The sequence below is a fragment of the Schumannella luteola genome (assembly GCF_013408685.1).
GTDB lineage: Bacteria > Actinomycetota > Actinomycetes > Actinomycetales > Microbacteriaceae > Schumannella > Schumannella luteola.
The window spans coordinates 3151448-3176494 of the sequence record NZ_JACBZY010000001.1 but is presented as its reverse complement, the minus strand read 5'-3'; the positions used below and the strand labels follow the sequence as shown (position 1 = coordinate 3176494).

General features: G+C 71.8%; 26 protein-coding genes and 1 tRNA gene. 21 read left to right on the top strand and 6 right to left on the bottom strand.

Annotated elements, in window-relative coordinates:
* Positions 1-28 precede the first annotated feature (28 nt).
* Entirely contained in the window at positions 29-598 is a 570-nt protein-coding gene (locus BJ979_RS14450; RefSeq protein ID WP_179568939.1) for a DUF937 domain-containing protein, read from the bottom strand.
* Positions 599-903: 305 nt separating this feature from the next.
* On the opposite strand from BJ979_RS14450, the gene argC reads away from it, so the two are divergent.
* The 8 genes from argC to BJ979_RS14410 are packed head-to-tail and all read left to right on the top strand — an operon-like array spanning position 904 to position 8497.
* Positions 904-1974 (top strand): N-acetyl-gamma-glutamyl-phosphate reductase, encoded by a 1071-nt coding sequence (argC, locus tag BJ979_RS14445; RefSeq protein ID WP_179568937.1) that lies wholly within the window; start codon positions 904-906, stop codon positions 1972-1974.
* Positions 1971-3131 (top strand): bifunctional glutamate N-acetyltransferase/amino-acid acetyltransferase ArgJ, encoded by a 1161-nt coding sequence (argJ, locus tag BJ979_RS14440; RefSeq protein ID WP_179568935.1) that lies wholly within the window; start codon positions 1971-1973, stop codon positions 3129-3131. Before argC ends, argJ begins: the two co-directional genes overlap by 4 nt.
* Positions 3128-4066: an acetylglutamate kinase gene (gene argB / locus BJ979_RS14435; protein ID WP_179568933.1), complete on the top strand. Its 939-nt coding sequence runs from the start codon at positions 3128-3130 to the stop codon at positions 4064-4066. The genes argJ and argB overlap by 4 nt, the downstream gene beginning before the upstream one ends.
* Positions 4063-5298 (top strand): acetylornithine transaminase, encoded by a 1236-nt coding sequence (locus BJ979_RS14430; protein ID WP_179568931.1) that lies wholly within the window; start codon positions 4063-4065, stop codon positions 5296-5298. The genes argB and BJ979_RS14430 overlap by 4 nt, the downstream gene beginning before the upstream one ends.
* Positions 5295-6230, top strand: a complete 936-nt coding sequence (gene argF / locus BJ979_RS14425) for an ornithine carbamoyltransferase (protein WP_179568929.1) — start codon at positions 5295-5297, stop codon at positions 6228-6230. The genes BJ979_RS14430 and argF overlap by 4 nt, the downstream gene beginning before the upstream one ends.
* 23 nt (positions 6231-6253) lie before the next feature.
* The gene (gene argH, locus BJ979_RS14420) at positions 6254-7684 is read left to right on the top strand and encodes an argininosuccinate lyase (protein ID WP_179570395.1); all 1431 of its coding nucleotides are present in this window, start codon (positions 6254-6256) and stop codon (positions 7682-7684) included.
* Positions 7681-7863 (top strand): hypothetical protein, encoded by a 183-nt coding sequence (locus BJ979_RS14415; protein ID WP_179568927.1) that lies wholly within the window; start codon positions 7681-7683, stop codon positions 7861-7863. The genes argH and BJ979_RS14415 overlap by 4 nt, the downstream gene beginning before the upstream one ends.
* Positions 7864-7897: 34 nt before the next feature.
* Entirely contained in the window at positions 7898-8497 is a 600-nt protein-coding gene (locus BJ979_RS14410) for a DNA-3-methyladenine glycosylase (RefSeq protein WP_179570393.1), read from the top strand.
* Here the strand turns inward: BJ979_RS14410 and BJ979_RS14405 are convergent, their stop codons facing one another.
* Entirely contained in the window at positions 8498-9193 is a 696-nt protein-coding gene (locus BJ979_RS14405) for a hypothetical protein (protein ID WP_179568925.1), read from the bottom strand.
* A gap of 199 nt (positions 9194-9392) precedes the next feature.
* Here BJ979_RS14405 and BJ979_RS14400 point away from each other — a divergent pair, with 199 nt between their 5' ends.
* Complete coding sequence (locus tag BJ979_RS14400; RefSeq protein ID WP_246286782.1) at positions 9393-10277, top strand: LLM class flavin-dependent oxidoreductase; 885 nt, start codon at positions 9393-9395, stop codon at positions 10275-10277.
* 69 nt (positions 10278-10346) lie between these two features.
* A complete protein-coding gene (locus BJ979_RS14395) occupies positions 10347-11459 on the top strand; it encodes a restriction endonuclease (RefSeq protein WP_179568923.1) in 1113 nt (370 codons plus the stop codon).
* Positions 11460-11559: 100 nt separating this feature from the next.
* Here the strand turns inward: BJ979_RS14395 and BJ979_RS14390 are convergent, their stop codons facing one another.
* Both BJ979_RS14390 and BJ979_RS14385 read right to left on the bottom strand, forming a co-directional pair.
* Entirely contained in the window at positions 11560-12243 is a 684-nt protein-coding gene (locus tag BJ979_RS14390; protein ID WP_179568921.1) for a hypothetical protein, read from the bottom strand.
* Positions 12240-12941 carry a DNA-binding protein gene (locus BJ979_RS14385; RefSeq protein ID WP_179568919.1) on the bottom strand — a complete coding sequence of 234 codons (702 nt, stop codon included), beginning with the start codon at positions 12939-12941 and terminating at the stop codon, positions 12240-12242. The genes BJ979_RS14390 and BJ979_RS14385 overlap by 4 nt, the downstream gene beginning before the upstream one ends.
* A gap of 131 nt (positions 12942-13072) precedes the next feature.
* On the opposite strand from BJ979_RS14385, the gene BJ979_RS14380 reads away from it, so the two are divergent.
* From BJ979_RS14380 to BJ979_RS14340, 9 genes are read left to right on the top strand one after another with little or no spacing between them, the layout of a single operon-like run.
* A complete protein-coding gene (locus BJ979_RS14380) occupies positions 13073-14089 on the top strand; it encodes a DUF817 domain-containing protein (protein ID WP_179568917.1) in 1017 nt (338 codons plus the stop codon).
* 10 nt (positions 14090-14099) lie between these two features.
* Positions 14100-15002 (top strand): ParA family protein, encoded by a 903-nt coding sequence (locus BJ979_RS14375; protein ID WP_179568915.1) that lies wholly within the window; start codon positions 14100-14102, stop codon positions 15000-15002.
* Positions 14986-15855 (top strand): segregation and condensation protein A, encoded by an 870-nt coding sequence (locus tag BJ979_RS14370; RefSeq protein ID WP_179568913.1) that lies wholly within the window; start codon positions 14986-14988, stop codon positions 15853-15855. Before BJ979_RS14375 ends, BJ979_RS14370 begins: the two co-directional genes overlap by 17 nt.
* On the top strand, positions 15848-16543 hold the full coding sequence (gene scpB, locus BJ979_RS14365) for an SMC-Scp complex subunit ScpB (RefSeq protein WP_179568911.1): 696 nt from the start codon (positions 15848-15850) through the stop codon (positions 16541-16543). The genes BJ979_RS14370 and scpB overlap by 8 nt, the downstream gene beginning before the upstream one ends.
* On the top strand, positions 16540-17487 hold the full coding sequence (locus tag BJ979_RS14360; protein WP_179568909.1) for a pseudouridine synthase: 948 nt from the start codon (positions 16540-16542) through the stop codon (positions 17485-17487). The genes scpB and BJ979_RS14360 overlap by 4 nt, the downstream gene beginning before the upstream one ends.
* Positions 17484-18575, top strand: coding sequence for a prephenate dehydrogenase (locus tag BJ979_RS14355; RefSeq protein ID WP_179568907.1), 1092 nt, complete (start codon positions 17484-17486; stop codon positions 18573-18575). Before BJ979_RS14360 ends, BJ979_RS14355 begins: the two co-directional genes overlap by 4 nt.
* Positions 18572-19273 carry a (d)CMP kinase gene (gene cmk / locus BJ979_RS14350; protein WP_179568905.1) on the top strand — a complete coding sequence of 234 codons (702 nt, stop codon included), beginning with the start codon at positions 18572-18574 and terminating at the stop codon, positions 19271-19273. The genes BJ979_RS14355 and cmk overlap by 4 nt, the downstream gene beginning before the upstream one ends.
* Positions 19270-20844, top strand: coding sequence for a ribosome biogenesis GTPase Der (gene der, locus BJ979_RS14345; RefSeq protein ID WP_179568903.1), 1575 nt, complete (start codon positions 19270-19272; stop codon positions 20842-20844). Before cmk ends, der begins: the two co-directional genes overlap by 4 nt.
* Positions 20845-20866: 22 nt before the next feature.
* The gene (locus tag BJ979_RS14340) at positions 20867-21412 is read left to right on the top strand and encodes a hypothetical protein (protein WP_343046722.1); all 546 of its coding nucleotides are present in this window, start codon (positions 20867-20869) and stop codon (positions 21410-21412) included.
* A 313-nt stretch (positions 21413-21725) separates the two neighbouring features.
* Here BJ979_RS14340 and BJ979_RS14335 read toward each other — a convergent pair whose 3' ends face one another.
* Together BJ979_RS14335 and BJ979_RS14330 are read right to left on the bottom strand one after the other, a co-directional pair.
* Positions 21726-22208, bottom strand: a complete 483-nt coding sequence (locus tag BJ979_RS14335; protein ID WP_179568901.1) for an FAD synthase family protein — start codon at positions 22206-22208, stop codon at positions 21726-21728.
* Positions 22208-23734 carry a sugar transferase gene (locus tag BJ979_RS14330; RefSeq protein ID WP_179568899.1) on the bottom strand — a complete coding sequence of 509 codons (1527 nt, stop codon included), beginning with the start codon at positions 23732-23734 and terminating at the stop codon, positions 22208-22210. Before BJ979_RS14330 ends, BJ979_RS14335 begins: the two co-directional genes overlap by 1 nt.
* A gap of 659 nt (positions 23735-24393) precedes the next feature.
* Between BJ979_RS14330 and BJ979_RS14325 the strand changes: the two genes are divergently transcribed.
* Together BJ979_RS14325 and BJ979_RS14320 are read left to right on the top strand one after the other, a co-directional pair.
* Positions 24394-24819: a YchJ family protein gene (locus tag BJ979_RS14325; protein WP_179568897.1), complete on the top strand. Its 426-nt coding sequence runs from the start codon at positions 24394-24396 to the stop codon at positions 24817-24819.
* A 126-nt stretch (positions 24820-24945) separates the two neighbouring features.
* Positions 24946-25019 (top strand) — tRNA-Pro (locus tag BJ979_RS14320).
* Positions 25020-25047: the final 28 nt, after the last annotated feature.

Here is a 25047-nt window from a genome sequence, read left to right as displayed (position 1 = left end):
CACGGGGCCTTCGTCGTCAGCGCCGCCGTCAGCGCTTGCCGCCGCCGAGCAGCCCGCCGAGCCCGCCGAGGATGTCGCCGATGCCGCCGCCCGAGCTCGACCCGCCGGAGGAACCCGATCCGCCGCCGAGCAGTCCGCCGAGGATGTCGCCCAGGCCGCCGCCCGTCGACGCCGGCGCCGCGCTCGCCGAGCCGCCCGCATCCTTCTGCCCGAAGAAGCGGTTCGCGAGCCAGGCCAGCACGAGCGGCGCGACGATCGGCAGGATCTTCTCGATCAGCCCCTGCGTGACCGACGACTTCGCGCTCGAGTCGGCGAGCTTCGATGCCACCGGGGCGGCGTTGTCGCCGAAGACGTTCTTGACGATCTTCTGGCCGTCCGCCTCGTCGACATCGGCGAGCGAGAGCGAGCGACCCTGGTGGAAGCCGAGGGCCTTCTCGAGCGAGGCCTCGCCGCCGTCGGCGACGTTCGCCTGCAACCCGCCGACGAGTCCCGGCAGGATCTGCTGCAGCGCATCCTGGGCGGTGTCCTCGTCGACGCCGACCTGGCGCGCGATGTCGCCGACGGGCAGGGTCTTCAGCAGCTGATCGATGTCCGACATGGGAACCTCCGCATCCGCCGGGCGCCGGCCGCCACGGCCTCGTGCCGCCAGGCTAGACCGGGCGTTCCGCCGAGCGACAGGGGCGGATGCGCCGGGCTCGATTGTGTCGGCCGTCGCGCGGCGCGCTAGGGTCGACGCGTGGACCTGACGACCGGAGCTCAGCAGCGTGCTGCTCGACGTCTTCGTCGTACGCGCCGAACCGGGGCGTCGTCCCGCCGCTGAGCCTGGCCACGAGCCGAGCCTCACCAGCGCTGACGTCGCCGCCCCGCATCCACGTCCGTCGCTGACATCCTGAGGTATCCGCCATGTCCTACTCCGTCGCCGTCGCCGGCGCGAGCGGCTACGCCGGGGGCGAGCTCCTTCGCCTCCTCGCCGCGCATCCCGAATTCCAGGTCACCACGGTGACCGCGCACAGCAACGCGGGCGAGAAGCTCGCCGCCGTGCACCCGCACCTGCTCACCTACGCCGAGCTGGTGCTGAAGCCCACCGAGGCCGCGTCGCTCGTCGGCCACGACGTGGTCTTCCTCGCGCTGCCGCACGGCGCCTCGGGCGCGATCACGGCCGAGCTGCCGGATGACGTGCTCGTCGTCGACTGCGGCGCCGACCACCGCCTGACCGACCCGGAGGCCTGGGCCACCTGGTACGGCGGCGAGTACTACGGCGCCTGGACCTACGGGATGCCGGAGCTGCCGCGCGCCGACGCCGACACCCCGGCGACCGCGACCGCCGCCGCCCAGCGCGCCGAGCTGGCGCAGACGAAGCGCATCGCCGTGCCCGGCTGCAACGTCAGCGCCGTCACCTTCGGGCTCGCGCCCGGGATCGCGGCCGGCGTCATCCAGGCCGACGACCTGGTCAGCGTGCTCAGCGTCGGCACCTCGGGCGCCGGCAAGAGCCTGAAGACGAACCTGCTCGCGAGCGAGATCGCCGGCTCGGCCTCGGCCTACGGCGTCGGCGGCGTGCACCGCCACGTGCCCGAGATCATCCAGAACCTCACGGCCGCGGGCGGCACCGGGGTGAGCATCTCGTTCACGCCGGTGCTCGTGCCGATGTCGCGCGGCATCCTCGCCACCTCGACCGCGAAGCTCGCGCCCGGCGTGACCGCCGCCGAGGTGCGCGCCGCGTGGCAGGCCGCCTACGCCGACGAGCCCTTCGCCCACCTGCTGCCCGAGGGCGTGTTCCCGCGCTCCGGCGACACGACCGGCGCGAACACCGTGCTCGTCGGCCTCGCCGTCGACGAGCGGGCCGGCCGCGTCGTCGTCGTCAGCGCCCTCGACAATCTCGTCAAGGGCACGGCCGGTGCCGCCATCCAGTCGGCCAACCTCGCCCTGGGGCTCGATGAGACCCTCGGCCTTCCCGTGAACGGAGTCGCCCCGTGACCGTCACCACCCCCGCCGGATTCGCGGCCGCCGGCGTGCGCGCCGGGCTCAAGTCGAACGGCAACCAGGACCTCGCGCTCGTCGTGAACCGCGGCCCGCTCAACGCCGCCGCGGCCGTCTTCACCTCGAACCGCGCGCAGGCGAACCCCATCATCTGGTCGCGCCAGGTCATCGCCGACGGCCAGGTCTCGGCGATCGTGCTCAACTCCGGCGGGGCGAACTGCTTCACCGGCGCCGAGGGCTTCCAGACCACCCACGCGACGGCCGAGGGCGTCGCCGCGGCAGTCGGCGTGGATGCGGGCGATGTGCTCGTCTGCTCGACCGGCCTGATCGGCGACCAGCTCGACCGCGCCAAGCTGCTCGCAGGCGTGTCCGCCGCGGCCGAGGCGCTCGACACGAGCGACGAGGCGGGAGCGGACGCCGCCGCCGCGATCATCACGACCGACACCCACGCCAAGACCGCCGCCTACCGCTCGGCCGCCGGCTGGAGCCTCGGCGGCATGGCGAAGGGCGCGGGCATGCTCGCCCCGGGTCTGGCGACGATGCTCGTCGTGATCACGACCGACGCCGTACTCGATTCCGCCCAGCTGGATGCGGCGCTCCGCTCCGCCACGGGCGTCACCTTCGACCGCCTCGACAGCGACGGCTGCATGTCGACGAACGACCAGGTGACGCTGCTCGCGAGCGGCGCCTCGGGCGTCACGCCCGACCTGGCGGAGTTCGCCGAGGCGCTGCGCGAGCTCAGCCTCGACCTCGCGCTGCAGCTGCAGGGCGACGCGGAGGGCGCGAGCCACGACATCGCCATCGAGGTCGTCGGCGCCGAGACCGAGACCGACGCGGTCGAGGTCGGCCGCTCGGTCGCCCGCAACAACCTGTTCAAGGCGGCCGTGTTCGGCAACGACCCCAACTGGGGTCGCGTGCTCGCCGCGATCGGCACGACGCAGGCGCCCTTCGACCCCTACGCGGTCGACGTGAGCATGAACGGCGTGCGCGTCTGCTCTGCCGGCGGGCCCGACCGCCCGCGCGACGAGGTCGACCTGAGCTCGCGCGCCGTGCACGTGCTGATCGACCTGCACTACGGCGCGGCCGAGGCGACGATCTACACGAACGACCTCACGCACGACTACGTGCACGAGAACTCGGCCTACAGCTCATGAGCGACGACACGAGTCCCGCGGCCGACGCCCCGGTGCCGACGGTCAGCCCCGCCGCCCGCCTCGAGACGGCCGCGGCCAAGGCATCCGTGCTGATCGAGGCGCTGCCCTGGCTGCAGCGCTTCGCCGGCGAGATCGTCGTGATCAAGTTCGGCGGCAACGCGATGGTCGACCGCGCCCTGCAGCAGGCCTTCGCGCAGGACATGGTGTTCCTGCGCTCGGCCGGCATCCGCCCCGTCGTCGTGCACGGCGGCGGACCGCAGATCTCGTCGATGCTCGACCGGCTCGGCATCCCGAGCGAGTTCAAGGGCGGCTACCGCGTCACGACACCCGAGGCGATGGATGTCGTGCGCATGGTGCTCACGGGCCAGGTCAGCCGCGAGCTGGTCAGCCTGATCAACGAGCACGGTCCGCTCGCGAGCGCGATCGCGGGGGAGGACGCCGGCCTGTTCGGCGGCCGTCGTCGCGGCGTGGAGATCGACGGCGAGCTCGTCGACATCGGCCTCGTCGGCGACGTCGTCTCGGTCGATCCGGCCGCCGTGATCGCCGAGCTCAACGCCGGCCGCATCCCCGTCGTGTCGTCGATCGCGCCCGACCTCGACGAGCCCGGCTCGTCGCTCAACGTCAACGCCGACTCGGCCGCCGCCAGCCTCGCCGTCGCCCTCGGCGCGGCGAAGCTCGTCGTGCTGACCGACGTCGCCGGCCTCTACGGCGACTGGCCCGACCCGGAGTCGCTCATCTCGCAGATCGACACCGCCGAGCTCACCGCGCTGCTGCCCTCGCTGCAGAGCGGCATGATCCCCAAGATGACCGCCTGCCTGGATGCCGTGCTCGGCGGCGTGCCCAAGGCCGCGGTCATCGACGGCCGACGCGAGCACTCGATCCTGCTCGAGATCTTCACCAGCGAGGGAATCGGAACGGAGGTGGTGCCGGCATGAGCACCGAGAACGACCTGGACCACTACCAGCAGACGATGATGCCCTCGTGGGGCCGGCCGCTGGCCGCCTTCGAGCGCGGCGCGGGCTCGTACGTGTGGGACGTCGACGGGGTCGAGTACCTCGACTTCCTCGGCGGCATCGCCGTCAACGTGCTCGGCCACGCGCACCCGGTGTTCGTGGATGCGGTGAGCCGTCAGGCGGCGACCCTCGCGCACATCTCGAACTACTTCGTCACGCCGCCGCAGCTCGAACTCGTCGACCGCCTGCTGCGGCTGAGCGGGGGAGACCGCGTCTTCCTCGCGAACTCGGGCACCGAGGCGAACGAGGCCGCGCTCAAGCTCGCGAAGCTGACCGGCAGGCCGCGCATCCTCGCCCTCGAGAAGGCCTTCCACGGGCGTTCGACGGGAGCGCTCGCCCTCACCGGCAAGCCGGCGCTGCGCGCGCCCTTCGAGCCGCTCATCGGCGGCATCGAGCACATCGCGCCGACCGTCGAGGCGCTCGAGGCCGCGATCGGCGACGATGTCGCCGCGCTGATCGTCGAGCCCATCCAGGGCGAGGCGGGCGTCGTGCCGCTGCCCTTCGGGTACCTCGAGGCCGCGCGCGAGCTCACGCGGAAGCACGGCGCGCTGCTCATCGTCGACGAGATCCAGACGGGGGCCGGCCGCACCGGAGCCTGGTTCGGATTCCAGCACGCGGGCATCGAGCCCGACGCGATCACGCTCGCCAAGGGCATCGGCGGCGGCTTCCCGATCGGCGCGCTCGTGACCTTCCACGGCGCCGGCGACCTATTCAAGCCGGGCCAGCACGGCTCGACCTTCGGCGGCAACGCGCTCGCGAGCGCCGTCGCGGATGCCGTGCTCGCCGAGGTCGAGAACGCCGGCCTGATCGAGAACGCGGCCGCCCGCGGGGTCGAGCTGAGCGAGAGGATCCTCGCGCTCGGCAGCCCGCTCGTGGTCGGCGTGCGCGGTCGCGGACTGCTGCTCGGCATCGAGCTCGCGGCGCCTGTCGCGAACGAGGTTCGCGCCGCCGCCCACCGCCACGGACTCATCGTCAACGCCCCGGCCGACGACGTCATCCGCCTCGCTCCGGCGCTGAACATCGGCGACGACGAGATCGACGTGTTCCTCGAGCGCTTCGGCGCGGCGCTCGCCGAGGTCGCCGCCGCGACGGCGCCCACCACCGCATCCACTCCGACCCTCCAGCCCTCGACCCCGACGGGAGCCCCCGCATGACCCGCCACCTCCTCCGCGACGACGACCTGTCGAGCGCCGAGCAGCTCGAGATCCTCGAGCTCGCCCGCGAGCTGAAGGCCGACCGCTGGGCGCAGAAGCCGCTCGCCGGTCCGCAGAGCGTCGCCGTCATCTTCGACAAGACCTCGACGCGCACCCGGGTCTCGTTCTCGGTCGGCATCGCCGACCTCGGCGGCTCGCCGCTGATCATGGACACCGGCAACAGCCAGCTCGGCGGCAAGGAGAGCCCCTCCGACACCGCCCGCGTGCTCGAGCGCATGGTCTCGGCGATCGTGTGGCGCACCTACGCGCAGACCGGGCTCGAGCAGATGGCGCACGGCGCGACGGTGCCGGTCGTCAACGCGCTGAGCGACGACTTCCACCCCTGCCAGCTGCTCGCCGACCTGCTCACGATCCAGGAGCACAAGGGCACGCTCGCCGGGCTCACGGTCGTCTACGTCGGCGACGGCGCGAACAACATGGCCAACAGCTACCTGCTCGCCGGCGCGACCGCGGGCATGCACGTGCGCATCGGCGCCCCCGAGGGCTTCCAGCCCGAGGAGCGCTTCGTGGATGACGCGCGCACCCGCGCGGCGCAGACCGGCGGCTCGGTGCTCGTCACCGCATCCGCCTCGGAGGCCGTCGCCGGCGCCGACGTCGTCGTGACCGACACCTGGGTGTCGATGGGCCAGGAAGACGAGAAGGCCGACCGCGTCGCGAAGCTCGGCGCCTACCAGGTGACGAGCGAGCTCATGGCCGAGGCCGAGGGCGACGCGATCTTCCTGCACTGCCTGCCCGCCTACCGCGGCTACGAGGTCGCCGCCGACGTGATCGACGGCGCGCAGAGCGTGATCTGGGATGAGGCCGAGAACCGACTGCACGCCCAGAAGGCGCTGCTGGCGTGGCTGCTCGCGAAGAACGAGGCCGCGCTGTGAGCGGCGTGGATGGCGCTGCCGGCGTGACCGGCGACGGCTCGAGCGGCGGATCGACCGCGGGCGGCTCCTCGCTCTGGGGCGGGCGCTTCGCCGACGGACCCTCGCCCGAGCTTGAGGCGCTGAGCCGCTCGACGCACTTCGACTGGGCCCTCGCGCCCTACGACCTCGCCGGGTCGCGGGCGCACGCCCGGGCGCTCGCCGCGGCCGGCTATCTCGTCGCCGACGACCTCGAGCGGATGCTGGCCGGGCTGGATCAGATCGAGGCCGGCTGGCGCGATGGCAGCATCCAGCCGAAGCCCTCCGACGAAGACGTGCACTTCGCGCTCGAGCGCGAGCTCGTCGCCGCGGTCGGCCCGGAGCTCGGCGGGCGCCTGCGCGCCGGCCGCAGCCGCAACGACCAGATCGCGACGCTGGTGCGGCTCTACCTGCTCGACCACGCGACCACGATCCAGCACCTGCTCGTGCAGACGGTCGACGCGATCGCGGGGCAGGCCTCCGCGCATCCGAACGCCCCGATGCCCGGACGCACGCACCTGCAGCACGCCCAGCCGGTGCTGCTCTCGCACCAGCTGCTCGCGCACGCCTGGCCGCTCGTGCGCGACCTCGAGCGTCTGCGCGACTGGCGCGTGCGCGCCGCCGAGTCGCCCTACGGCGCTGGCGCCGTGGCGGGCGGCGCGCTGGGCCTCGACCCGGTGCCGATCGCCGCGGAGCTCGGGCTCGGCGCCCCGATGCTCAACTCGATCGACGCGACCGCCTCGCGCGACGTCGTGGCCGAGTTCGCGTTCATCGCCGCGCAGATCGGCATCGACCTGTCGCGCTTCGCCGAGGAGATCATCCTCTGGGCGACGCGGGAGTTCCGCTTCATCCGCCTGCACGACGGCTTCTCGACCGGGTCGTCGATCATGCCGCAGAAGAAGAACCCCGACATCGCCGAGCTCGCGCGCGGCAAGAGCGGTCGCCTGATCGGCAATCTGACCGGACTGCTCGCGACGCTCAAGGCGCTGCCGCTCGGCTACAACCGCGACCTGCAGGAGGACAAGGAGCCCGTCTTCGACTCCGTGCAGACGCTCGAGGTGCTGCTGCCCGCCTTCGCCGGCATGGTCGCGACCCTCGAATTCGACACGGCTCGCCTCGCCGAGCTCGCCCCGCAGGGCTTCTCGCTCGCGACCGACGTGGCCGACCACCTCGTGCGCGAGGGCGTGCCCTTCCGCGAGGCGCACGAGATCTCGGGTGCGCTCGTGCGCTTCTGCGAGGCCGAGGGACTCGAGCTGGATGAGCCGAGCGACGCCCAGTACGCCGCGATCGACCCGCGTCTCACCGGATCGGTGCGCGCGGTGCTCACGGTCGAGGGCTCGCTCGCGAGCCGCGCCGGCATCGGCGGTACCGCGCCGGAGCGCGTGGCCGAGCAGCTCGCAGCGCTCACCGAGCGCGTGCGCGGATTGGCCGGGCGATGAGCGGCGGCGCGCAGGGATCTGGCTCGGGCTCCGGCTCCGGCTCGTCGCGCGCGCCGCGCGACCCGAAGGCGCCGCGCCCGCCGCGGCGCTGGGTGCTGCCGCTCGTGGTCGGCCTCGCCGCCGCGGTCATCGTCTTCGTGCTGATCGTCGTGGTCGTCTCGGGCCAGCGGTTCTTCTGAGGATGCTCCGCTGAGCTCCGCGCCGGACGCCGATCTGCTTCAGCTGCTGCGGCGCCCCTCGGTCGAGGTGGCGCCGCGCCTGCTCGGGGCCGTGCTGCACGGGCGCGGCGCGAGCGTGCGCCTGACCGAGGTCGAGGCCTACCTCGGTGTCGGCGAGGATCCCGGCTCGCACGCCCACCGCGGCCCCACGCCGCGCACGCGCCCCATGTTCGGCGAGCCCGGGCACCTCTACGTCTACTTCTCCTACGGCATGCACGCCTGCGCGAACATCGTCTGCTCGCCGCCTGGCGCAGCATCGGCCGTGCTGCTGCGCGCCGGCGAGGTCGTCGACGGACTCGACACCGCGCGCGAGCGCCGCACCACGAGCCGAGTGGATGCGGACCTCGCCCGCGGCCCCGCCCGCCTCACGATCGCCCTCGGCATCGTCCTCGCCGACGACGGCGTGCTCCTCGACGGCGAGCCGTTCGCGCTCGAGCTGCCGTCTGCGCCCGTGCCCGCGTCGCGCATCCACACCGGACCCCGCACCGGGGTCTCGGGCGAGGGCGGCACCGACGCCTACCCCTGGCGCTTCACGATCGCCGGCGACCCGACGGTCTCGCCCTACCGCCGCTCGGTTCCGAGGAAGCGCGGCTGACTAACGCGGCGCCCCGATGAACGGCGCGATCCGGTCCGCGCGCCGTCGTTCCTCACGAGCCCACTCGATGACCTGCTCGCTCATGATCGCGTGCTCGTCGCGAAGTGCGCGTCGAGCGTGGTCGCGGTTGTCGGCGTCGGTGTCTTCTGCGATGAGCTCGAGCGCCGCCCTGGGACGATCCGGTCGGAACACGACCGCCCACCGCACACCCGCCGAGCGATCGGATGCCAGTCGGAGAAGCTGGCCGTCATCGGGATAGCGGCACCCGGATCCGGCCGCTGAGGCGCGAACGATCCACGACCGGTCGTTGACCAGGCGCTCCATCTGCTCGAGAGTGATCCGCGGATTCGCTGCACAGCGCCCCCGTACGCGCGCATCGGCGTCGAGTAGCAGCTGCTCGAAGATCTCCGCGTAGGCGGTCGTCTCGGCGATGCGCTGTCGGGTCTCCCAGAAGTCGTCTTCCGACAGAAGGATCTGAACGTCATAGGGCAGTCCGCGGTCGTCGTCGCGGGCGAAGGTGTGCGCAAGGATCGCGCGCATCCATTTCTCGTCCGAGTGCGCCACGACGGCCTGCAGCGCGGGTCTGCCTGCCAGGTTGGTGGCACCGGCGAGACGCACCAGCTCGACTGGGTCCCGGAGCAGGAGCTCGACGGTGACGTCATCGGTCGCCGCGTTCTCGGCGACGGCGACGCGCACGGACTTCGACCGGTGGTCGGCGAGAACCCGAAGTCTCTCGGAGTCGGTGGACTCGGTCGCTTCCGCGGCGATCTCAGCGACGGTGGGCATATCGGCAGTGTGACACGCTCGCAAGACACCCCAGCGCGGATCGCGCGGACGGCCTGCGCGAGTCGTCGGAATCCGCGCGGATGTCGGCGGGGCACGTCAGGGTGGAGGCATGGACGCCGCGCTGCCCCGACTCGGAATGACTTTCGACCCGACCATGCCGCCCGAACGGCTGCTGCCGCTCGCGCGCGCGGTCGAGGAGGCGGGGCTCGATGAACTGTGGGTGTGGGAGGACTGCTTCGCCGAGAGCGGGATCGCGCCGGCGGTGGCGGCGCTCGCCGCGACGTCGCGCATCCGCGTCGGCATCGGCCTGCTTCCGCTGCCGCTGCGCAGCACGGCGATCACGGCGATGGAGCTGGCGACGATCGAGCGGATGTTCCCCGGGCGCTTCATCGCCGGCATCGGCCACGGCGTGCAGGAGTGGATGGGGCAGGCCGGTGTGCGCGTCGCCTCGCCGCTCACGCTGCTGCGCGAGTCGGCGGACGCGATGCGTCGGCTCTTCGCGGGCGAGGAGGTCACGGTCGAGGGCCGCTACGTGAAGCTCGACCGCATCAAGCTCACCTGGCCGCTCGACGCCCCGCTCGAGCTGCACGTGGGCGGCGGCGGTCCGAAGTCGCTCGCGCTCGCCGCCGAGGTCGGCGACGGCGTGCTGCTCGGTGCGCCGCAGACCGTCGAGGAGGTGCGCGCGATGTCGGAGCTGGCGGTGCGCACGGCGGGGAAGCCGCGCCCGATCGGCGTCGGCGTCATCACGGCGGTCGGTGACGACGGCATCGCGCGGGCGGCGGCCGATGCCGCGGCATGGCGCCCCGAGGGGTTCGACCCCGTCGAGGGCTACGCGGCAGGCACGCCCGAGCAGATCGCCGAACGGTTCCGCGCCTACGCCGACGCGGGGGCGACGCGCATCATCGCGCAGGCTCCGCGGAACGACGGCGACGACAACGTCGGCGAGCTCGTGCGCGTGCTCGGCCAGGAGGTGCTGCCGCTGCTGCGCGGCTGAGGACCGGCCCTGTCTCCAGGATCTCGGTCGCGTGGATTATGGAACCCAACTTTTAGATACGCTCCAGTCATGACCGCTGAGCTGTCCTCACGTGAGTTCCTGATCGATTGGCGCGCGGCCGAGGCCGCTGCGGCTCGCCACATGCAGAGCATCGGTTTCATCGATGCGCAGGTAACTGAATCAGGTGCAGATGGAGGTCTAGACGTCCGGGCAACGGATGCAGTCGCCCAAGTTAAGTTCTACGCGAACCCAGTCGGGCGACCCGATATTCAGAAGTTGCGCGGAGCCGCCCACGAACACAGAATCGCGATCTTCTACTCGACGGGCGGATACACCCAGGAAGCCCTGGACTACGCGGTCGGCGCCGACGTCGCGCTCTTCTCGATGAATCCCTACGGAGAGTGCTCGGCGGTGACTGGCTCGGCTGAAATCTTGGCCAATCCCGTCAATGGGGATATGCGTCGCGAGAAGATGGCTGAGCTCATTGCGGGTCAGTATCGACTGGCCGGTGAGGCGCTCAGGCGAGATGTGCAGCTCTGTCGGCGCTACAGCGAGTATGCCGACATCCCCAGTGCTCAGGTGTCGCTGTTCGACCATGCGTGGGCCGATCTCGATCGCCTCGTTCGGACATTCGTCGCGCAAGTTGAGGAGCGTCGATTCCTCGACGCAAGAACGACCTTTGGTGACGCGCTGAGGAGAACAGCGTTTCTATCCTGGATCGTGGGCGCGGAGTTAATTACCCAGTACGCCGATCTGGAGAGTGCGATCGCGGAGGGATGGAAGATCAGCGTGCGTCTGTCCACCGTCGATACGCCTGAGCGAGTCAGAGACGGAGCCGCGGAACTCGAGACCTGGATTGACAAGATCTTGAGCGAGTGGGTGGCAAGCTTCCCCGACGACGTCCGGCTCGATCGCAGCGCCATTGATCAGATGAGAGTCTTTGCTGGCCTCTACGGTGTGACTGGCATTGATGCTGAGATTCTTCCGCCCGATCTGCTTGAGAATGTGCGGCAGTCGCTCCGGACGGCTGTTGGAGCCGTCAACGCGGACGCGCGCGGCGCCTTCGATGCGATCGATGCGCTCCATGGCCGTTTAGGCGTGCGCACGCCGTCCACCCTCGCGGCGGGTCGGCTTCGTATCGAGAGCATCGCGAAGCGGCTGGGGCAACAGCTAGGCGGATAGCCCCGCAAAGGCTCTCCCCTGCCCAGGAGCACGGGGTGGGGCGTCGAATCAGCCGAGCGAGGTGCTCAGGTTCTGTGAGTCCAGGAAGCGGTTGGCCGGCTCAGCCGAGCTTCGGGATCAGCCCCGTCACGAGGATGAGCGCCGCGCAGCTGCCCGCCCAGATCATGCTCACGAGCGTGCCGATGATGAAGCGCTCGCGGGCGGCGGAGCTGTCGAGGTCGTTGAAGCGACCGAGGCCCTTGATCGCGATGACCGCGGCGAGCACCTCGATGTGGCCGAGCGCGACCGAGCCGATGATCGCGAAGCGCTCCAGGTAGCCGATCACGCCGCCGCCGCGCAGCACCTCGCGCGGTGCGGTGCTCGCGGCACCGGGGGAACCGGCGCTCGAACGCAGCGCCTCGTCGGGCACCTCCTCGCCGAGCGACCAGCTCGCCGCCGCGGCGGGCCGTGCGCGGTCGGAGTCGGCGCGGATGCCCGCGTTCTCGCTCGACCCGCGCCCGGCATCCGCCGCCGGCGCCGTGCGTCGCAGCACCAGCATGGTCAGCGGCGAGCCCGCGACGACGCCGGCGGCGGCGATCACGAGCGCGAGCAGGGCTTCGAGAACGGGGGAGTGCGAGGGGATGCGCACCCCGAGCAGAGCGAGCAGCAGTCCGATCGCGATCGGCACGACCGGAACCAGTCCGGCGATCGGACGGTCGCGGCGCACGCCGATGGCGGCGACGACGGTCGCGCCGGCGATCACGAGGATCGCCAGGATCCACAGCACGACGTGCAGTGCGGTCATCGGCGCGCTCCCTTCGCTCGGGCGGATCTCGCGGACCTCGAGGTCCCGACGGTTCTCCCGGTCGACTCCACTGTGCTGGCGGCCTCCGACACCGGGGCCCCGGCCGCCGGCGCGTCGGCCAGCTCGAGCAGCCGCACGAGCGCGGGAATCGCGGCGGCCTCGGCGGCGATCTCGGCGGCCCGGGCGCGTTGGCTCGCTGCCTGCGGAGTGATGCCGAGCTGCTGCGCCGCATCCGCCTGGGTCGCCCCGTCGGCGAGCAGATCGGCGAGCTCCCATCCCGGTTCGCTGCGGCGGGCCCGCAGCAGCAGCAGCAGGTCCGCGAGCGGTTCGATCGCGGCCGCGCCGAGTCCGTCGGCGCCGCCGCGCACGCTGAGGCGGGTGCGGCTCTTCTTCGCGGCCTCGACGGCGTCGCGGGCGGCGATGAACGCGGGCCCGGTGCTCGCGCGGGTGCTGTCGGCGAGCTCGTCGACGGCGCCGATGCCGCACCCCACGCTCCAACGGCCCTCGCGACTGAGCCGCAGCACGAGGTCGAGGGCGGCGCGGGCATCGGCGGTGACCACCTGCAGCTCGTCGCCGGCGGTGCGGTCGGCGGGCAGGGCGAGCCGGGGCCCGAGCGCGCCCTGGATGTCGTCGAGCGCCCCGGCCACGAGGTCGGATCCGCGACGGCTGCCGACCTGGTCGGCGGTGATGACGAACATGCTGACCTCCCGTCCATGAAGCCTAGAACCTTGATCTGTTCATGATCAAGGCCGGAGGCTTCACAGGATGCGGGGCTACCGTTCCGAGCTTCCGGCATCCACCGCCGGCGGCCGTCGGCGACAGGAGCACCATGGCACGGGCCGGCAGCGCACCGTTCAGCGGCGCTCGCTTCACCTCGGTCGAGCAGTGGCTCGACGATCGCGCCCGAGCCCTGCTCGACCGTGGCGGGGTCGACCCCGCGAGCCGCCCGGGTCGTGTGCGGGCCGCCCTGCTCGAGTTCCTCGTCTTCGGGGCGAAGCAGGCCTGGGCGTGCCTGTTCGGCGCGCTCATGCTCGCCGTGATCGTGCTGGCCCGCGTCGCCTATCCCGACGGCGTCGCGCTCGCCCGCAGCGACGCGCTCACGATCGCCGCTGTCGGCATCCAGGCGCTCATGCTCACCGCCCGGCTCGAGACGCTGCGCGAGCTGCGCGTGATCGTGCTCTTCCACGTCGTGGGCACCGTCATGGAGCTGTTCAAGACCGGCGTCGGCTCGTGGGAGTACGACCTCGACGGCGTGCTGCACCTCGGCTCGGTGCCGCTCTACACGGGCTTCATGTACGCGGCCGTCGGGTCGTACATGGTGCGCGTCGTGCGCCTGTTCGACCTGCGCTTCACCGCCTATCCGCCGCGCTGGCTCGCCGGCGTGATCGCCGCGCTCATCTACGCGAACTTCTTCACCCAGCACTGGATGGTCGACCTGCGCTGGGTGCTGCTGGCGGCGGTCGTCGTGGTGTTCCTGCGCACGACGATGCACGTGCGCGTCTGGCGGCGCCGGTTCCGGATGCCGGTGCTGCTGGCGTTCGCGCTCGTCGCGCTGTTCATCTGGTTCGCCGAGAACATCGGCACCGGCGCGGGCGCGTGGACCTACCCCGACCAGGTCGACGGCTGGCATCTCGTGTCGCCGGTGAAGATCGTCTCCTGGTTCCTGCTGATGATGATCTCGGTCGCGCTCGTGACCTGGGTGTATCCGCCGCAGCCGCCGGATCCGGCACCCCTCGACGACGTGAACGACCCTGTCGATCCGGCCACTTCACCTTCAACCAGAGGTCGAAGTGACCCTGCCGACGGGGGTGCGGCGGAGCGCGGACCGACCCCGCAGCGCTCGTAGACTCGCGGCCATGGCAGCCAAGCGGAACGACGTCGCTGAGCTCCCCGGCCTGGATGTTCCCGGTACCGCGGAGCCGAAACTCGGCCCCACCGGCCGGCCCCTGCGCGAGTTCCCGGTGCCCGCTCCGCTGAGCGGCCACGGCCCCGCGCGCATCATCGCCCTCTGCAACCAGAAGGGCGGCGTCGGCAAGACGACGACCACCATCAACCTCGGCGCGAGCCTGGCCCAGTACGGCCGCCGCGTGCTCGCGATCGACTTCGACCCGCAGGGCGCCCTCAGTGCCGGGCTCGGCATCAACACCCACGACCTGCCGACGATCTACGACCTGCTGCTCGGCTCGGAGAAGGACACGCTCTCGACGATCGTCGAGACCTCCACGCCCGGGCTCGACATCATCCCGGCGAATATCGACCTCTCCGCCGCCGAGGTGCACCTCGTCAACGAGGTCGCCCGCGAGATGATCCTCGCCCGCGTGCTGCGCCAGGTCAGCGACCGCTACGACGTCATCCTCATCGACTGCCAGCCCTCGCTCGGGCTGCTCACCGTCAACGCGCTCACGGCGGCGCACGGCGTGCTCATCCCGCTCGAGTGCGAGTTCTTCGCCCTGCGCGGCGTGGCCCTGCTGATCGAGACGATCGACAAGGTGCGCGACCGCCTCAACCCGGCGATCACGCTCGACGGCATCCTGCCGACGATGTTCGACCCGCGCACCCTGCACTCGCGCGAGGTGCTCGAGCGCGTCGTCGAGACCTTCGGCGACCGGGTGCTCGAGTCGGTCATCGGCCGCACCGTCAAGTTCCCCGACGCCTCCGTCGCCGGCACCCCGATCACGACCTTCGCGCCCGAGCACGCGGCCGCCGAGTCGTACCGCCGGGTCGCCCGCGAGCTCGTCGCGCGTGGCGCCGTCGCCTGACGCCGAGGCGGATGCCGCCGCCGTCGACGGGGTGACCAGCGTCGCCGAAGCGAGCATCCCCGCCGAGGAGACCACCGGCTTCCGCCTCTCGATCGACAACTTCGACGGCCCCTTCGACCTGCTGCTGTCGCTGATCACGCAGCACCGCCTCGATATCACCGAGGTCTCGCTCAGCGCGGTCACGAACGAGTTCATCGCCTACCTGCGCGGGCTCGACACCGAGACCGAGCTCGACCAGGCGAGCGAGTTCATCGTCGTCGCGGCGACGCTGCTCGACCTCAAGGTCGCCGGGCTCCTGCCGCGCGGCGAGCTCGTCGACGCCGAGGATGTCGCCCTGCTCGAGGCGCGCGACCTGCTGTTCGCGCGGCTGCTGCAGTACCGCGCCTTCAAGGAGGTCGCGAGCTGGTTCGCGTCCGGCCTCGAGGTCGAGGCGGGCCGGCACGTGCGCTCGGTGCGGCTCGAGGAGAAGTTCCGCCGGCAGACACCGGAGCTGCGCTGGACGTTGAGCGTCGACGACTTCGCGGCCCTCGCGACGCTCGCCTTCACGCCGCGCGAGGTGCCCACCGTCGGGCTCGACCATCTGCACGCGCCGCTGATCAGCATCCGCGAGCAGGCCGCGCACGTGGTCGCGCTGCTGCGCAGCACGGGCGAGACGATGAGCTTCCGCGAGCTGTGCGCCGGCGCCGAGCAGAAGGGCGTCGTCGTGGCGCGCTTCCTGGCCGTGCTCGAGCTGTACCGCAACGCCGCGATCTCGTTCGAACAGCTCGAGCCGCTCGGCGAGCTGACGGTGCGGTGGACGGCCGCGCACTGGAGCGACGACAGCCTGGCTAACCTGGGGGCCGACTATGGATGATCCGCAGAGCGCCGACGAGACCCTCGAGAGCGAGGTCGGCGCCGCGGCGACCGGCGAGACCCTCGAGAGTGAGGCCAGCGGCGCGGCGACCGCCGAGGGCGAGACCGCGGTGAAGCGCACTCCGATCGCCGATCTCGACCGCGCGCTCGAGGCCATCCTCATGGTCGTCGACGAGCCGCAGTCGCTCGTCGCCCTCGCCGCGGCGGTGGATGCGCCGGTCAAGACCGTACGCACCGCGATCGACCGCCTCGTGGCCGACTACGACGGCGCGGGCGACGCGGCCGGCGGCACGGTGCGCCGCGGATTCGAGCTGCGCGAGGTCGGCGGCGGCTGGCGCATCTACGTGCGCGCCGAGCACGATGCCGTCGTCGGCGACTTCGTGCTGACCCAGAACCCGACCAAGCTCTCGCAGGCGGCGCTCGAGACCCTCGCGGTGATCGCCTACCGGCAGCCGATCACCCGCGGGGCGGTCGCCAGCATCCGCGCCGTCAACGTCGACTCGGTCGTGCGCACCCTGCTGGGCCGCGGACTCATCGCCGAATCGCACACCGACAGCGAGACCGGAGCCATCAACTACAAGACGACCGACCTGCTTCTCGTGCAGCTCGGCATCAACTCGATCGAGGAGCTGCCGCTCATCTCGCCTCTGCTGGCGGATGGCGTGGACGGCTTCGGAGACGCACGATGAGCGATTTCAGCGAATTCAACGACGGAATCGACCCCCACGACCCCGCCGGCGAGCGCCTGCAGAAGGTGCTCGCGGCCGCCGGCGTCGCCTCGCGGCGCGTGTGCGAGGAGTACATCGCGAGCGGCCGGGTCGAGGTCAACGGCCAGATCGTGACCGAGCTCGGCACCCGCATCGATCCGCTCGTCGACCTGGTGAGCGTCGACGGCACCGCGATCCAGCTCGACCCGGGCAAGCGCTACGTCATGCTCAACAAGCCGACCGGCGTGGTCAGCACGATGAGCGACGAGAAGGGCCGCCCCGATCTGCGCGAGTTCACCGTCGACTACGAGGAGCGGCTGTTCAACGTCGGCCGACTCGACGCCGACACCAGCGGACTGCTGCTGCTTACGAACGACGGCGATCTCGCCCAGGTGCTCGCGCATCCCTCCTTCGGCGTCGAGAAGACCTACATCGCGACCGTGCGCGGCGAGGTGTTCCCGAACGTGCTGCGCACCCTCGAGAAGGGCATCGAGCTCGACGACGGCCCCATCCGCGCCGACCGCGCCCGCCTGATCGGCGAGCCCTCGAGGGGACAGTCGATGGTCGAGATCACGCTGCACTCGGGTCGCAACCGCATCGTGCGCCGGATGCTGGATGCGGTGGGGCACCCCGTCGACGCCCTGGTGCGCCGCCAGTTCGGCCCGCTGCACCTCGGAACCCTGGGGCTGGGGCGCAGCCGCGACCTCAGTACACTGGAGCTCGGCCGGCTGCTGACGATCTCGCGCGCCGGCGGCGTTCCCGGGTCAGGCTCGGAGCAGGACGCCCGTCGCGGCGGCAAGCCCGGCGCGAAGAAGGATGCGGGCCAGGCCCGCTCCCGCCAGACCAGCAGCACGAAGAGCACCGGCACGACCGGCGGCGCCCGCCGTCCGGCAGCCCGCCCCGACACGAGGAACCGCCGCCCATGACCGATCGACGACTCGCCGAGAGCGTGCGCGTCGTCGGCAGCGGACTCCTCGGCACGAGCATCGGCCTGGCGCTGACGAAGCGCGGCGTGGATGTCGTGCTCGACGACGCCTCGCCCTCGGCGCGGCGCCTGGCGATCGACTACGGCGCCGGACGCGCGCCCGCCCCGGGCGACGCCCCCGGCCTGATCGTCGTCGCGGTGCCGCCGGACGTGACGGCCCGCGTGGTCGCCGCCGAGCTCGCCGCCTACCCCGACGCCCTCGTGACCGACGTCGCGAGCGTCAAGCGCGCCCCGCTCGATGAGCTCGTGGCCGCCGGCGCGGACGTCTCGCGCTACATCGGCAGCCACCCGATGGCCGGCCGCGAGCGCGGGGGAGCGGTCAGCGCCCGCGCCGACCTCTTCATCGGGCGCCCCTGGATCATCGCCGGCCACGACGGCATCAGCTACCGCCGTGCGGCCGCGCTCGAAGACCTCATCCTCGACCTCGGAGCCACCCCGATCGAGATGGATGTCGAAGCCCACGACGCCAGCGTCGCGCTCGTCTCTCATGCCCCGCAGCTGATCGCCTCGCTGCTCGCCACCCGTCTGACCGGTGGCAGTGACGAAGCCCTCGCCCTCGCCGGCCAGGGACTGCGCGACACGACCCGCATCGCCGCGAGCGACCCGGTGCTCTGGGGCCAGATCCTCAGCGCCAACGCCGACGCGATCGCCGAGGTGCTGCGCCCGCTGCGCGACGACCTGGATGCCGTCATCGGCGCGCTCGGCGACATCGACGCCCCGGGCTCCCGCCGCACGCTCGTCGAGGCGGTGTCGGAGGGCAACATCGGCGTCGGGCGACTGCCCGGCAAGCACGGCCACAGCGGCCGCTACACGACCCTGACGATCAAGATCGACGACCGCCCCGGCCAGATCGGGCGCCTGCTCACCGAGATCGGCGAGGAGGGCGTGAACATGGAAGACCTGAGGCTCGAGCACTCTCCCGAGGCGGAGGTCGGCTTCGCCGAGATCGCGGTCGTGCCCGAGGCGGCCGGCCGCCTCGCCGACGCGCTGACCGCGCGCGGCTGGACCATCATGGAGGCCGAGAGATGACCACCACCGCATCCCCCGTCGTCGTCGCCGTCGACGGCCCCGCCGGCAGCGGCAAGTCGAGTGTCAGCCGTGCCGCCGCGCGCGAGCTCGGCTACGACTTCCTCGACACCGGCGCCGCCTACCGCGGCCTCGCCTGGCACGCCCTCGACGCCGGGATCGACCTCGACGACGCGGATGCCGTGCGCGGCCTGCTCGCCGCCTTCGACTACCGCGTCGTGCCCGCCCCGGGCGGGGCTCACGTCTCCGTCGGCGGCGCCGACGTGACCGAGGCGATCCGCGAGCCGCGCGTCACCGCCGTCGTCAGCAGCGTCGCCCGCGTGCCCGAGGTGCGCGTCGCGCTCAACGACGTGTTCCGCCGCCTCATCCGCGAGACGCCGAGCCCCGGCATCGTCGTCGAGGGCCGGGACATCACGACGGTCGTCGCCCCCGACGCCCAGGTGCGCATCCTGCTCACCGCCGACGAGGAGGTGCGCATCGCCCGCCGCGCGGCCGAGCTCACCCCCGACCAGGCCGCGACCGCCCGGCAGCTCGCCGAGCGCGACAAGGCCGACGCGAAGGTCGTCGACTTCCTCACCGCCGCCGACGGCGTGACGACCCTCGACTCCACTCATCTGAACTTCGCCGAGACGATCCAGGCCGTGGTCGATCTCGTGCACGACACGGTCGGCGACCCGACCGAGGACGGGGGTGCGCTGTGAGCGCCCGCGACGACAACACATCCACCGGACCGACCGGAGCCGGCGGCTCGGGCGACGAGCCCGAGTTCGACGACAGCCTCGTCGGCGACGACGGCGTCGACTACGCCGAGCGCCTCGACGCGCTCGACGACGTCGAGGCCGAGCAGCGCGCCGCCTCGCTGCGCGCCGGCCTCGATGACTTCGACCTCGACGACGAAGACCTCGAGCTGCTGCAGGCCTCCGCCGAGGGGCCCGAGGGCATCTACTACCTGCCGGCGCTGCCCGTGCTGGCCATCGTCGGCCGCCCGAACGTCGGCAAGTCGGCGCTCGTGAACCGCATCCTCGGCCGCCGCGAGGCCGTCGTCGAGGATGTGCCCGGCGTCACCCGCGACCGCGTCTCCTACAAGGCCGAGTGGCTCGGCCGCCGCTTCACGCTCGTCGACACCGGCGGCTGGGAGCCCGACGCGCAGGGCATCAACGCCTCCGTGGCCGCGCAGGCCGAGGTCGCGGTCGACCTGGCTGACGCCGTGCTCTTCGTCGTCGACGTCAACGTCGGCGCCACCGCGACCGACGAGCACGTCGTGCGGATGCTGCGCGCCGCGAACAAGCCCGTCATCCTCGTCGCCAACAAGGCCGACGACGCCATCCGCGACCCCGAGGCGGCCGTGCTCTGGGGCCTCGGCCTCGGCGAGCCCTGGCCCGTCTCGGCCCTGCACGGCCGTGGCGTCTACGACCTGCTCGACCACGTCATGACCGTGCTGCCCGAGATCTCGGCCGTCGCCAAGGAGGAGATCGGCGGACCCCGCCGCGTCGCCATCCTCGGCCGCCCGAACGTCGGCAAGAGCTCGCTGCTCAACAAGGCCGCGGGCGAGGAGCGCGTCGTCGTGAACGAGCTCGCCGGCACGACCCGCGACCCCGTCGACGAGCAGATCGAGCTCGGCGGCACCATCTGGCGCTTCGTCGACACCGCCGGCATCCGCAAGCGCGTGCACCTGCAGCAGGGCGCCGACTTCTACGCCTCGCTGCGCACCTCCGCCGCGCTCGAGAAGGCCGAGGTCGCGATCGTCGTGCTCGACGTGACCGAGCCGATCTCGGTGCAGGACCTGCGCATCATCGACCTGGTGCTCGAATCGGGCCGCGCGCTCGTGCTCGCCTACAACAAGTGGGACCTGCTCGACGACGACCGCCGCCGTTACCTCGAGCGCGAGATCGAGCAGGACCTCGCCCACGTCGCCTGGGCCCCGCGCGTCAACATCTCGGCCCGCACCGGCCGTCACCTCGAGAAGCTCGTGCCGGCGCTCAACGTCGCGCTCGAGTCGTGGGACACGCGCATCCCGACGGGCAAGTTCAACGCGCTGCTCGCCGAGCTCGCCGCCGAGCACCCGCACCCGGTGCGCAGCGGAAAGCAGCCGCGCATCCTGTTCGGCACGCAGGCCTCGACCCGTCCGCCGACCTTCGTGCTGTTCACGAGCGGCTTCCTCGACCCCGGCTACCGGCGCTTCATCACGCGTCGTCTGCGCGAGGTCTACGGCTTCGAGGGCACGCCGATCCAGGTCAACATGCGCGTGCGCGAGAAGCGCAAGCGCTCGTAGTCGCCCGCACGGAGTCCTGAGCGTGATCCGCGCGATGCTGCGCTTCGTGGATGCGGCGAGCCGGCTGCTGGCGCCGGCTGAGCCGGTCTGGCGGCGACTCGACCGGGTCGGCGGCGGACGGCTGGCGGCCCGGCGCATCCACCCGGACTTCGAGGGGGATGCGCGGCTGCGTCGCGGCTTCGCGGGGATCTTCTGGATCCTCACCGGCGAGGTCGTGATCGGCGCGGCGGCGCTCGTCGTCGCGATCGCGCTGGCCGGGAACGGCGTCGTCGAGCCGCCGGCGGTCTGGTTCCGCTCGATCGCCGTGCTCGCGATCACGGCGACGCTGCTCTACTTCGCCTGGCGCGCGTGGCTGGGCTGGTACTGGGCCTACTCGCGGCTGCGGCTGTTCAGTCGCGTCTTCCCGATCGTCACGCTCGTGATCGCAGCGATCCCGGGGCTCTACCCGCTGTGGATGGTGTTCGAGCAGATCCTGTTCAGCCTGCTGCTGATCGGCGTGGGCGACATCCTCACGAGCGATCGCTTCCGCGAGGCGTTCCCGAAGCCGGTCGCGGCCGCGCACGACTGATCGCCGCCGGACTGATTGCTGCCGGACTGATCGCTGCCGGACTGAACGCCGGCGCGCTCGGCGCACTCGGTACGGGGTCGCGGCGCTGTCCCCGGCGCCGCGACCCCGTTCCCGCTGTCGGATCACACGAGAGCTGTGCGACCCGGCTCGGCTGGGTTCCGATTGCGGGAAGCCGCCGTGAGGGTGGGTCCGGGCGGCGCCTGCCCCGAGACGTGAGCGCTCACGCCTGCTACGACGCCGAGGACCGACACCCCCACGACGACGTGGGAGCGGACGCGGTGGGGCGTGCGTCCGGAGTTCTGTGCAGGGCACCTCATGAGACCGCGCCCTGGGGGGTGAGGTGCTCCGGATCGCCGGCGTCCTGGGGTCGGCTACCGCGGGCGAGGAGGGCGATGTCGTCGAGCGCCCGCCGCAGCGAGGTGCTCGAGGTCGACATCGTGTAGGGGAAGTAGACGACCTCGACGCCGACGGCGCCCATCTCGGCCTCGACCTGGCGCCCCTTCTCGGTGCCGCGCCAGTCGTCGCCCTTGAAGAACAGGTCGAAGCGCAGGTCGTGCCACATGTCGAGCTTGCTGCCGTCTTCGACGACGGCCTCGTCGACGTAGCGCATGCTGCTGACGATCTCGAGCCGCTCGGCGAGGGGGATGACCGGGGTGATGCCCTTGGTCTGCAGAAGCTTCTCGTCGCTGACGACCCCGGCGATGAGCCGGTCGCACTGGCTGCGGGCGTGCTTGAGGATGTTGAGGTGCCCGACGTGGAAGAGGTCGAAGCCCCCGGCTGCGTAGCCGACTCGCATCAGTAAGCCCCCGTTCCGCGCACGACGACCTTGACGGTGCGCCAGAGGATGAGCAGGTCGCCCGTGATCGACCAGTTCTCGACGTAGTACAGGTCGAGGCGCACGCTCTCGTCCCAGTCGAGATCGGAGCGGCCGTTGACCTGCCACATCCCGGTCAGTCCCGGCTTGATGAAGAGGCGGCGCTGCACGTGCGTCTCGTAGCCCTCGACCTCGGCCGGCAGCGGCGGTCGAGGACCGACGAGGCTCATGTGGCCGGCGAGGATGTCGAACAGCTGCGGCAGTTCGTCGAGCGAGCAGCGGCGCAGGATGCGGCCGATGCGCGTCACCCGCGGGTCGGCGCGCATCTTGAACAGCACGCCGTTGCCGTCGGAGGTCTGCTGCAGTGCGGCGAGGCGCGTCTCGGCATCCACGACCATCGACCGGAACTTCAGCATCGGGAAGCGGGTTCCGCCGAGCCCGACGCGCTCCTGCCGGAACAGCACGGGGCCGGGACTGTCGAGGCGCACCGCGAGCGCGATGATGCCGAGCAGCGGCGCGAGCGCGATCACGCCGCCGCCGGCGAGCACGATGTCGAGCGCGCGCTTGAGCACGTGCCGCGCACCGCGGAACTGCGGCAGGTCGACGTGCATGAGGGGGAGTCCCTCGACCGGGCTGACGTGGATGCGCGGGCCGGCGACGTCGGTCAGCGCCGACGCGAGCACGAGCTCGGTGACGGTGCCTTCGAGGTCCCAGCTGAGCTGGCGGATGTACTTCCGATCCCCGGTGGGGATGCCGGCGACGATGACGGCATCCACACCGAGGCGGGCCGCGGCATCGGCTACCGTCTCGAGGTCGGCGACGAGGGTGATGCGCTCGCCCGCCACCTCGAGGTGTCGGCGCTTGGCCCGGGGGATGGCCGCGCCGATCACGCGATAGCCCGCACTGCGGCGGCTCTCGATCTGGGCGATCACGTGCTCGGCCTCGCGTCGCGGGCCGACGACGATCGCCGTCGAGAGGTAGCGCCCGGCGGCGCGCTGCCCGCCGAGCCAGGTGCGCCACGCCCACCGTCCGATGAGCAGCGCGGTCGTGCCGCCGGCGAAGACGCCGACGCCGACCGGGAGGGTGTCGCCGTGGTCGACCAGCGCGAGCAGCGTCGCGTAGGCGGCGAACGATCCGACGCTCGCGGTGACCACGCGGCGGTACTCGGCGGTGCCGACGCCGACCGTGCGGCTGTCGCGGGTGTGCGCCAGGGAGAGCAATCCGAGCCAGCCGACGGCGATCAGCACGAGGAGGCTCCACTCCACGTACTGGGTCGCTGCCGGCCGGCCCGGCTCAGCGATGCGGCTCGCCCAAGAGCCGGTGATCACCGCCGAGGTCACGATGAGCGTGTCCGTGATCGAGATGCGGCGCCGCAGCCGACGCACCCAGTCCGGGTCGCTCGCGAGCGGCGACGTCAGCCGTGACGCGACGCTCGAAAGAAGGGATGAGGAGGGGCCAGCGACGCCGGTGACGCCGACGCCCGAGGCGGTGGGGTCGTGCGCGGTCATGAGCGCACATCCCCGGTGACGGGTCCAGTCCGTCGATCGCCGTGCGTCGCCACGCGGATGCCGGCCGTGCGCCCGACCCGGTCGCCGCGGTGCGCGGCGGCGGCGCGGTCGGCGCAGCGTGTCGCGGATGCGACGGGACGCGCGAGCGCGCCGAGGGGGCGGGGATGCATCGGGATCCGATCCAGAAAGGTGGGGGCGACTTTCCAGAGCAGACGAGTCGGGGCGGGCCGTGTCGTCGTGCTGGCGGATCAGCGGATGCGAGAGGCGTCGGGTTCGGGAGTGCAGACCGTCGGGATTTCTCGACCCTGCCGAGCCGTCGTGGCGGGCAGGCCGCGCGACGGATCGCGCGGTCGTTCGAGCTATCGCGTTCGGGGGGTTCTTGGGCGAGAACCGCGGAGCGTCCGATGCGGGATCTTCGGGGTGGATCGGGTGGTGCAGAACCCGTCATGACGATGTCGGGGGAGATCGTTAGCGGGTGGTAAGTAGAGTGTCCCTCTCTCGGGGGGCGTGTCAATACTTGCGAAGAACTCGACTCCTGCACATGGAGGGTCGTCGGGAGCGTCGTCGCGGCGCGAGGAGCGGGATCGGCCCGGAAAATCACGGATGTCGCGCGGATTGACCGCATACGGATCGGAGATGATCGGCAGGTGAATTCAGGGATGCCCCGGAGTGCGGACGATGCGGCGATCGAGGATGTCGACGGGCGTCCGCTCGACTGCCCGTGCGGCGCCGGGCTCTACGCCGAGTGCTGCGGCCCGATCCACGCCGGCGTCGTGGCGGCGCCGACGGCCGAGAGGCTGATGCGATCGCGCTTCAGCGCCTTCGCTCTCGGGCTGCTCTACTACCTGCGCCGCAGCTGGCATCCCGACACGCGTCCGGCGTCGCTCGACCTCGACGACGGGATCGTCTGGCGGCGTCTGCAGATCGTCGACACGCGGGCCGGGGGCGTCGACGACGTCGAGGGCGAGGTGGAGTTCCGCGCCTCGCTCCGCGGTCCGGACGGTGTCGGGCTGATGCACGAGCGCTCGCGCTTCGCCCGCGTCGACGGCCTCTGGGTCTACGTCGACGGCGACCAGCTCGACTGAGCCGGCGATTCGGGCGCGCGACTCGGAGGTGCAAGGCGACCGCGACCGGCGCACGGAGGTGTACTCCGTCGCCCTCCGCGTCCGGTAGGCTTGTCCATCGTGCCGGAGTGATCCGACACGAAGCCACGGGCTGTGGCGCAGCTTGGTAGCGCACCTGACTGGGGGTCAGGGGGTCGCAGGTTCAAATCCTGTCAGCCCGACCGAAAAGCCCCGGCGGATCGGACGATC

Excerpts from the sequence above, each read along its gene's own strand:
- BJ979_RS14450 (WP_179568939.1), bottom strand. The coding sequence starts at position 598 with ATGTCGGACATCGATCAGCTGCTGAAGACCCTGCCCGTCGGCGACATC.
- argC (WP_179568937.1), top strand. The coding sequence starts at position 904 with ATGTCCTACTCCGTCGCCGTCGCCGGCGCGAGCGGCTACGCCGGGGGC.
- argB (WP_179568933.1), top strand. The coding sequence starts at position 3,128 with ATGAGCGACGACACGAGTCCCGCGGCCGACGCCCCGGTGCCGACGGTC.
- BJ979_RS14430 (WP_179568931.1), top strand. The coding sequence starts at position 4,063 with ATGAGCACCGAGAACGACCTGGACCACTACCAGCAGACGATGATGCCC.
- argF (WP_179568929.1), top strand. The coding sequence starts at position 5,295 with ATGACCCGCCACCTCCTCCGCGACGACGACCTGTCGAGCGCCGAGCAG.
- BJ979_RS14415 (WP_179568927.1), top strand. The coding sequence starts at position 7,681 with ATGAGCGGCGGCGCGCAGGGATCTGGCTCGGGCTCCGGCTCCGGCTCG.
- BJ979_RS14400 (WP_246286782.1), top strand. The coding sequence starts at position 9,393 with ATGGACGCCGCGCTGCCCCGACTCGGAATGACTTTCGACCCGACCATG.
- BJ979_RS14395 (WP_179568923.1), top strand. The coding sequence starts at position 10,347 with ATGACCGCTGAGCTGTCCTCACGTGAGTTCCTGATCGATTGGCGCGCG.
- BJ979_RS14390 (WP_179568921.1), bottom strand. The coding sequence starts at position 12,243 with ATGACCGCACTGCACGTCGTGCTGTGGATCCTGGCGATCCTCGTGATC.
- BJ979_RS14385 (WP_179568919.1), bottom strand. The coding sequence starts at position 12,941 with ATGTTCGTCATCACCGCCGACCAGGTCGGCAGCCGTCGCGGATCCGAC.
- BJ979_RS14380 (WP_179568917.1), top strand. The coding sequence starts at position 13,073 with ATGGCACGGGCCGGCAGCGCACCGTTCAGCGGCGCTCGCTTCACCTCG.
- BJ979_RS14375 (WP_179568915.1), top strand. The coding sequence starts at position 14,100 with ATGGCAGCCAAGCGGAACGACGTCGCTGAGCTCCCCGGCCTGGATGTT.
- scpB (WP_179568911.1), top strand. The coding sequence starts at position 15,848 with ATGGATGATCCGCAGAGCGCCGACGAGACCCTCGAGAGCGAGGTCGGC.
- BJ979_RS14360 (WP_179568909.1), top strand. The coding sequence starts at position 16,540 with ATGAGCGATTTCAGCGAATTCAACGACGGAATCGACCCCCACGACCCC.
- BJ979_RS14355 (WP_179568907.1), top strand. The coding sequence starts at position 17,484 with ATGACCGATCGACGACTCGCCGAGAGCGTGCGCGTCGTCGGCAGCGGA.
- cmk (WP_179568905.1), top strand. The coding sequence starts at position 18,572 with ATGACCACCACCGCATCCCCCGTCGTCGTCGCCGTCGACGGCCCCGCC.
- BJ979_RS14335 (WP_179568901.1), bottom strand. The coding sequence starts at position 22,208 with ATGCGAGTCGGCTACGCAGCCGGGGGCTTCGACCTCTTCCACGTCGGG.
- BJ979_RS14330 (WP_179568899.1), bottom strand. The coding sequence starts at position 23,734 with ATGACCGCGCACGACCCCACCGCCTCGGGCGTCGGCGTCACCGGCGTC.
- BJ979_RS14325 (WP_179568897.1), top strand. The coding sequence starts at position 24,394 with ATGCCCCGGAGTGCGGACGATGCGGCGATCGAGGATGTCGACGGGCGT.